General features: G+C 62.9%; 8 protein-coding genes. 4 read left to right on the top strand and 4 right to left on the bottom strand.

The features are described 5' to 3' along the window. The 4 genes from AC0SZ7_RS05360 to AC0SZ7_RS05345 all read right to left on the bottom strand — a co-directional run. On the bottom strand, nucleotides 1–149 hold a 149-nt coding region (locus tag AC0SZ7_RS05360; protein WP_475503396.1), incomplete at its 3' end, for a hypothetical protein. A 100-nt stretch (nucleotides 150–249) separates the two neighbouring features. Further along, nucleotides 250–1,377, bottom strand: coding sequence for a bifunctional 2-methylcitrate synthase/citrate synthase (gene prpC / locus AC0SZ7_RS05355; protein WP_475503380.1), 1,128 nt, complete (start codon nucleotides 1,375–1,377; stop codon nucleotides 250–252). A 171-nt stretch (nucleotides 1,378–1,548) separates the two neighbouring features. After that, on the bottom strand, nucleotides 1,549–2,439 hold the full coding sequence (gene prpB, locus AC0SZ7_RS05350) for a methylisocitrate lyase (RefSeq protein ID WP_475503379.1): 891 nt from the start codon (nucleotides 2,437–2,439) through the stop codon (nucleotides 1,549–1,551). A 3-nt stretch (nucleotides 2,440–2,442) separates the two neighbouring features. Then, nucleotides 2,443–3,147 (bottom strand): GntR family transcriptional regulator, encoded by a 705-nt coding sequence (locus AC0SZ7_RS05345; RefSeq protein ID WP_475503378.1) that lies wholly within the window; start codon nucleotides 3,145–3,147, stop codon nucleotides 2,443–2,445. Between the two features lie 226 nt (nucleotides 3,148–3,373). On the opposite strand from AC0SZ7_RS05345, the gene AC0SZ7_RS05340 reads away from it, so the two are divergent. The 4 genes from AC0SZ7_RS05340 (at nucleotide 3,374) to AC0SZ7_RS05325 (ending at nucleotide 7,168) form a co-directional block, all read left to right on the top strand. Beyond that, nucleotides 3,374–3,886 carry a MurR/RpiR family transcriptional regulator gene (locus tag AC0SZ7_RS05340; RefSeq protein ID WP_475503377.1) on the top strand — a complete coding sequence of 171 codons (513 nt, stop codon included), beginning with the start codon at nucleotides 3,374–3,376 and terminating at the stop codon, nucleotides 3,884–3,886. Between the two features lie 45 nt (nucleotides 3,887–3,931). Next, a complete protein-coding gene (rpiA, locus tag AC0SZ7_RS05335; protein WP_475503376.1) occupies nucleotides 3,932–4,642 on the top strand; it encodes a ribose 5-phosphate isomerase A in 711 nt (236 codons plus the stop codon). 178 nt (nucleotides 4,643–4,820) lie between these two features. Further along, nucleotides 4,821–5,909: a sugar ABC transporter substrate-binding protein gene (locus tag AC0SZ7_RS05330; RefSeq protein ID WP_475503375.1), complete on the top strand. Its 1,089-nt coding sequence runs from the start codon at nucleotides 4,821–4,823 to the stop codon at nucleotides 5,907–5,909. Nucleotides 5,910–5,983: 74 nt separating this feature from the next. Continuing rightward, complete coding sequence (locus AC0SZ7_RS05325) at nucleotides 5,984–7,168, top strand: ATP-binding cassette domain-containing protein (RefSeq protein WP_475503374.1); 1,185 nt, start codon at nucleotides 5,984–5,986, stop codon at nucleotides 7,166–7,168. Nucleotides 7,169–7,174: the final 6 nt, after the last annotated feature.

The raw sequence follows: 7,174 nt of genomic DNA, 5'->3' as shown, positions 1-7,174 counted from the left end.
TCGCAGCGGCGCACCAGGTTTTCGGCCAGCACGCGGGACACGTAGGGCAGGGTGGCGTAGGCGCCGGGCTTGATCGCGTCGATGGCGGCGCGGGTGTCGAAATAGTCCAGGGCGGTGCCTGGCAGGTTCTTGCGGTATTGAGTGTTCATGTCCGCGGTGGGGGGGGGGCGGCGGGGGGGGGGCGGGGGGGCCCCCCCCCCGCCCCCCCCCCCCGGCTCCTACGGTCGGTGTTTGCACCCTGGTTTTGCGTTATCGGTGCTCTATTGGCACGTACGCGCGCTGTTCCACGCCCACATACTCGGCGCTGGGCCGGATAATGCGGTTATTGGCACGCTGCTCGAACACATGCGCCGCCCAGCCGGTCAGCCGCGAACAGACGAAAATCGGCGTGAACAGTTCGGTGGGAATGCCCATGAAGTGGTACGCCGAGGCGTGGTAGAAGTCGGCGTTGGGGAACAGCTTCTTCTGTTCCCACATGGTCTTGTCGATGGCTTCGGACACCGGGTAGATCACCGTGTCGCCCACCTCGGCCGCCAGCTTTTTCGACCATCCCTTGATCACCTCATTGCGCGGGTCGCTGTCCTTGTAGATGGCATGGCCGAAGCCCATGATCTTGTCCTTGCGCTCCAGCATGCCCAGGGTGCCGCGCACGGCTTCCTCGGGGTTCTTGAACTTCTCGATCATGGCCATGGCCGCCTCGTTGGCGCCGCCGTGCAGCGGGCCGCGCAGGCTGCCGATGGCGGCGGTCACGCAGGAATGCAGATCCGAGAGGGTCGAGGCACACACCCGCGCGGTGAAGGTCGAGGCGTTGAATTCATGCTCGGCGTAGAGGATCAGCGACACGTTCATCACCTTGCGGTGCAGCTCGCTGGGCGCCTTGCCGTGCAGCAGGTGCAGGAAGTGCCCGGCCACGTCCGGCTCGTCGCTGGTGCAATTGATACGCACGCCGTGGTGGCTGAAGCGGTACCAGTAGCACATGATCGCCGGGAAGGCCGCCAGCAGGCGGTCGGTGGCATCGTGCTGCTGGTCGAAGGTTTTCTCCGGTTCCAGGTTGCCCAGGAACGAGCAGCCGGTGCGCATCACGTCCATGGGGTGAGCGTTGGCGGGGATGCGTTCCAGCACTTCCTTCAGCGCCTTGGGCAGGTCGCGCAGGGTGCTGAGCTTGTGCTGGTAGTGGTCCAGGTCCTGGTGGTTGGGCAGCTCGCCATACAGCAGCAGGTAGGCCACTTCCTCGAAGGTGGCGTGCTCGGCCAGTTCGCGCACGTCGTAGCCACGGTAGGTCAGGCCGGCGCCGGCCTGGCCGACGGTGGACAGGGTAGTCTGTCCGGCCACCTGGCCACGCAGGCCGGCACCACTCAATACTTTTGCTTCGGCCATGGTTGTCTCCATTCTTGAATTTATTCTTTGGATTACACGGTGTTGCTGATTCAACACAGTTCAACTGTGGGAGCGAGCTCTACCCGCGAAAAGCACACCGCGATTCTGCAGGTATTGCGCGGTGGATCATTCGCGGGCAGAGCCCGCTCCCACAGGGTTAGAGGCGCTTGGTCAACCTTTCTTTTGGGCGAACAGGGCGTCCAGCTTCTGCTCGAACACGTGGTAGTCGATGGCGTCGTACAGCTCCATGCGAGTCTGCATGGTGTCGATGACATTTTGCTGCGTGCCGTCGCGGCGAATGGCGCCGTAGACGTGCTCGGCGGCCTTGTTCATGGCGCGGAACGCCGACAGCGGGTACAACACCAGCGACACGTCCACCGACGCCAGCTGCTCGGTGGTGTACAGCGGCGTGGCGCCGAATTCGGTGATGTTGGCCAGGATCGGCGCGCGCACGCGGTCGGCGAATTGCTTGTACATGGCCAGTTCGGTGATGGCCTCGGGGAAGATCATGTCGGCGCCGGCCTCGATGCAGGCTTCGGCACGTTCCAGGGCCGCGTCCAGGCCTTCCACGGCCAGGGCGTCGGTGCGCGCCATGATCACGAAGCTGTCGTCGGTGCGCGCATCCACGGCCGCCTTGATGCGGTCGACCATCTCCTGCTGGCTAACGATTTCCTTGTTCGGCCGGTGGCCGCAGCGCTTGGCGCCCACCTGGTCTTCGATGTGGATGGCGGCGGCGCCGAACTTGATCATCGACTTGACCGTGCGCGCCACGTTGAACGCCGAGGAACCGAAGCCGGTGTCGACGTCCACCAGCAGCGGCAGGTCGCAGACGTCGGTGATGCGGCGCACGTCGGTGAGCACGTCGTCCAGGCCGCTGATGCCCAGGTCCGGCAAGCCCAGGGAGCCCGCTGCAACGCCGCCGCCGGACAGGTAAATAGCCTTGAAGCCGGCACGCTTGGCCAGCAGCGCATGGTTGGCGTTGATGGCGCCCGCCACTTGCAGCGGATGTTCGCTGGCTACGGCGTCGCGGAAGCGTTGGCCGGGACTGTTCTTATTGTTCATGACTCACCTCTCAGGCTGGGTGGATGCGTCCGCGTAGTGACGCACGATATTGCGCCGCGATGCGCCGATGTGCCGGCGCATCAGCAATTCGGCCAATTCGCCATCGCGGTCGGCGATGGCATCAAGAATGCGGTGGTGCTCGGCAAACGCCTGGCGCGGGCGGTTGGGCGTGGCCGAGAACTGGATGCGGTACATGCGCACCAACTGGTACAGCTCGCCACAGAGCATTTGCACCAGGGTGCGGTTGCCACTGCCCTGGATGATGCGGTAGTGGAAGTCGAAGTCGCCTTCCTGCTGGTAGTAGCCCACGCCGGCCTGGAACGCGGCGTCGCGCTCGTGGGTGTGCAGCACCTGGCGCAGCTCTTCGATTTCGGCCTCGGTCATGCGCTCGGCGGCCAGGCGGCAGGCCATGCCTTCCAGCGATTCGCGAATTTCGTACAGCTCGATCAGCTCGGCATGGCTGAGCGACACCACCCGTGCACCCACGTGGGGAATGCGCACCAGCAGGCGCTGGCCTTCCAGGCGGTGGATGGCCTCGCGCAGCGGCCCGCGGCTGATGCCGTAGGTGCGCGCCAGCTCCGGCTCGGAGATCTTGCTGCCGGGGGCGATGTCGCCCTTGACGATGGCGGCCTGGATGCGCCGGAAGACGTTTTCGGACAGGGTCTCGGAGAGCTCAGCAGGTACATCAATATGAGGAGAAGCTGCCATGACTGTCTACACATTGGTAATCGTATAGATGTTTTTTTAGCGTAGATAACTCGTTTTTGTCAAGTTATTAAATCAGATTGTCGACAGTATTGGGGATGTATCAAGCTCGCGGTCATGAATCGATTGGCTCGCGCATCAACTCGATGACGGCCTCAAACCCTGCGGTGCACGTTGGATGCCGGTAGAGACGACAGTTTTTGGTGAGGGAGCTGGCAAGCCCGCTCGGTTGGCCGAGGACCTGGTGCCCAGCCAGGTTGCGCTGGCGGCGGCATGCCTGCAGGCAGCGAGCTGGGTGGGCATCTATGTCGCCGGGATGTCCGAGGTTAACGCACTGGACACCGAGCACAAGTTTCAGCGCCTGGGCCTGCGCTGCCAGGCCTTGGTGGGAGCCAAGCGTCAGGACATGCACGCCAAGGGTGCCAGGGACGGCGAAGTGGCACTGGTTTTTTCCCAGTCCGGCCATACCCGGCAGTTGGTCGAAGTAGCCAACGCGGCGAAGGCGGGGGGGGGGGCGCGGGTGGTTGCCGTGACCGCGGATGATAGCCCGCTGGCGCTCGCCTGCGACCTGCTGATTGCGGTGCGGCCTTATGAGCACACGGAGTTGATGACGCCCTTGTCCTCTCGGCTCAACCACCACCTGGTGACCAACATGCTGGTGGCAGCCATTGCAGTTGCCAGCGGCAGCCAATTTCCAGACCAGTTGACGGCGCTGGACTCATGGCAGACCGAGAAGATCTGAACACCAACAACGCGCGCCAGGGTTGCGCGCACACAGGAGCGGTTGATGGACAATCAGCAGAACGAAGCAAAGAAGACGGCGGCGCGCCGGGTCATCGAGGATTTCGTGCAGGACGGCATGACTCTCGGACTGGGGTCGGGCACCACTTCACACTTTTTTGTCCGTGAATTGGGCAGGCACGTGGCGCAGGGGCTGCGCCTGACCTGCACGGCCACCTCTCGCGCCACCATGGAGGTGGCGCGAGAGATGGGCATCGCGGTGTGCGACCCCAACGAACTGGATGAGATCGACCTGACAGTGGATGGGCCGGACGAGATCGACCGGCACTACAACATGATAAAGGGCGGCGGTGCCTGCCTGTTGTGGGAGAAAATCATTGCCCATGCATCCCGCCGCATGATCTGCGTTTGCGATGAAAGCAAGATCGTCGACTGCCTGGGGCGGTTCCCGCTCCCGGTCGAGGTACTGCAGTTCGGCTGGCAGCAGACCCAGCGCCAGGTGGCCAAGGTGCTGCGGGAACAGGGCATTGCCGCGGTGACGATTGTACGGCGGCTACGGGCCGGCCAGCCCGTGGTGACCGATAGCGGCCATTTTATCCTTGACTGCCATTGCGGGCCGGTCATCGATCAGCCGGTGCCGCTTGAGATCGAGCTCAACCGCATTCCGGGCGTTGTCGAAAACGGCCTGTTCACCCGTGAGGCCGCAGGCATGGTAGTGGGTTGCTTCGACGGTACTTCGTTCGTGCGCCTGCGTTGAAACCACCACTCCCGCGACGCATCGGGTGGGCAGTACTGATCAATGAATCGTGCAAAGACGGGGGAAGCCTTTTGCCTGTAGTGAGGAAGCTTGCCTTCAGGTTGCCCGCCGGCGTGTGCCATCCGTGCTAACAGGACAGTAATTATTTGATTTGAAACAGCAAGTTGGAGTGAATGCCATGACAAAAATAACGATTGATGGCGTTACCCGTCGCAGGTTCCTGGCGGGGAGTGTGGTAGTAGGGCTGGGCGCCATGTTCGGCAATTCGGTGCTGGCGCAAAGCCGCCTGGCGATACCGTATTCCAACAAAAGCCTGGACTACTACTTTTTCGTGATTCAGGAAGAGGCAGTCAAGCGCGCCGTGCAGGCCCAAGCCGGTATTTTCCAGGCTACCAATGCCAATTTCGACAACACCCGCCAACTGGAACAGTGGCAAAGCCTGATGTTGTCCGGCCCCTCGGCGGTGATTTGCGACCCCATCGACAGCCAGGCGATCGTCTCGGCTATCCGTCGCTACAATCGGCAGAAGATCCCCGTGGGCATCATCGACACGCCCGCCGATGGTGGCGAGGTCGCGATTACCGTCAGCTTCGACAATTTCCAAGGTGGAGTGATGGCCGCCGAGCAGATCGTCAATCGCCTGGTTGCCAAGTACGGCAGCCCGCGGGGTACTGTGCTCAATTGCTACGGTTCGCTGGCTTCAGTGGCTTGGCGGTTGCGCAAGGAAGGCATGGAGTCGGTGTTCTCCCGCTTCCCCGACATCAAGTACCTGGCGCGCCCCACCGAAGGCCAGTTGCAAAACATGCTGGCCGTGACCTTGTCGACCCTGTCCGAATTCCCGGAACTGGATGCAGTGCATGCACCCTCCGACTCGCCGGCGCGAGGAATCGTCACGGCCTTGCAGCAGAAAGGTCGCTGGAAAAAGGTGGGTGAAGACGGCCATGTAATCTTTGTCACCATTGACGCTGAACCGATTGCGCTGAAGTGGATTCAGGACGGCTACCTGGACGCCTGTGTCTCGCAGGACCCGGTGGCCTACGGTGAAATCGCGGTCGAACTGATTACCCGCCACTCACTGGTCGGCGAAGCCGTTCCGCTAGGTGCCTACCGCAACACCAAGTATGTGTGGGAGTCAGCCAACATCACTTCCGGCAAGGCCGGGCCGACCCTGGTCATACCCGCGTTCGTCATCGATGCCGCCAACGCCCGTGATCCCAGGCAGTGGGGCGCCGTGGCAGAGCAGCAATGGGGCATCGCCTACAGCTGACGGCACGCCTGTACCGTACTTGGCGCAGGCGCGCCTGGACCTGCGGCTTCGATAATGTGAAGGGGAGTGGGCGGATGAACGTACAGCAACAGCAGCAACCACCAATGGTCGATGACATGATTCTGCGCGTGGAGAACGTCGCCAGGCATTATGGTGCGGTCCATGCCCTGCGAGGCGTTACCACGCTGATACGGCGCGGCTCTATCCATGGGCTGCTTGGCGAGAATGGCGCCGGCAAGTCCACCTTGGTCGGCATCATTCCCGGGCAGGTGCGGGCCTCGTCCGGGCGGGTGGTGCTTGATGGGGTGGAAATGACGGGCGTCGACGTCAGGGGTATGGAGCAGGCTGGGGTGTTCCTGGTCACCCAGGAGCCCATGATCATTGACACCATGACCGCCGCCGAGAACCTCATGCTGGGTATCTGGCCGAGCAGGCATGGCTTCATCGACAACCGGCAGCTTACGGCGGATTCCACGCGCATGCTCGCAGGGTCGGGTATCGAGCCGGGCATGTTGGCCGGGCGACTGGACGCAGTGGCCAAGCGTAAGCTCAATATTTTGCGGGCAATGTTCTCGGGCGGCAAGGTTATCATTCTCGATGAGCCGACGGCGGCGCTCACCGTCGGCGACCGTCGCCAGCTGTTCGACTTCATGCGCACCTTGCAGCGCGACCAGGTCACGTTCGTGTTCATCTCCCACTACAACGACGAAATCCTCGAGATATGCGACAGCGTGACGGTTCTGCGCGATGGGCGGCTGGCGGGCGCCTGCGACGATGTCTCGGCGCTGACCTCCCAGCAATTGACACAATTGGTGATGGGGCGCGGCGTCGACCTGTTCCAGCGCAGCCGGCGAACCTTCGATACTGCTCAACCCGGCGTCAGGCTGCGTGATTTGCGCGGCCACTGCCTGGCCTTGGAGAGCCTGGACATCGCGCCGGGCGAAGTGGTGGGGTTCACCGGCTTGCCCGGCGCTGGCGCCAAGGAAGCTGCACGCGCCATTTTTGGCTTGCTGCCAGCCAGCGGGCAGATCGCACTCGCGGGGCAGCGCCTGCAACGTCTGCCGCGTACGCCGCGCGCTGCCTTCGATGCCGGCATCGCGTACCTGTCCGACGACCGCCGGCGTGACGGTGCAGTCGGACACTTGTCCATTGCCGCTAATATCGCCCTGTCCTCGATGAACGCCCGCACCCGTTACGGTTGCATCAACCAAGCGGCGGAGCGCGCTGTGGTCGCGCATTATTTCGAGAAGATGGGGTGAAGGCGC

Source organism: Pseudomonas sp. JC1203 (assembly GCF_056175065.1).
Note: the sequence above shows the minus strand (reverse complement) of the source record. Positions and strands in the feature narration are given on the sequence as shown.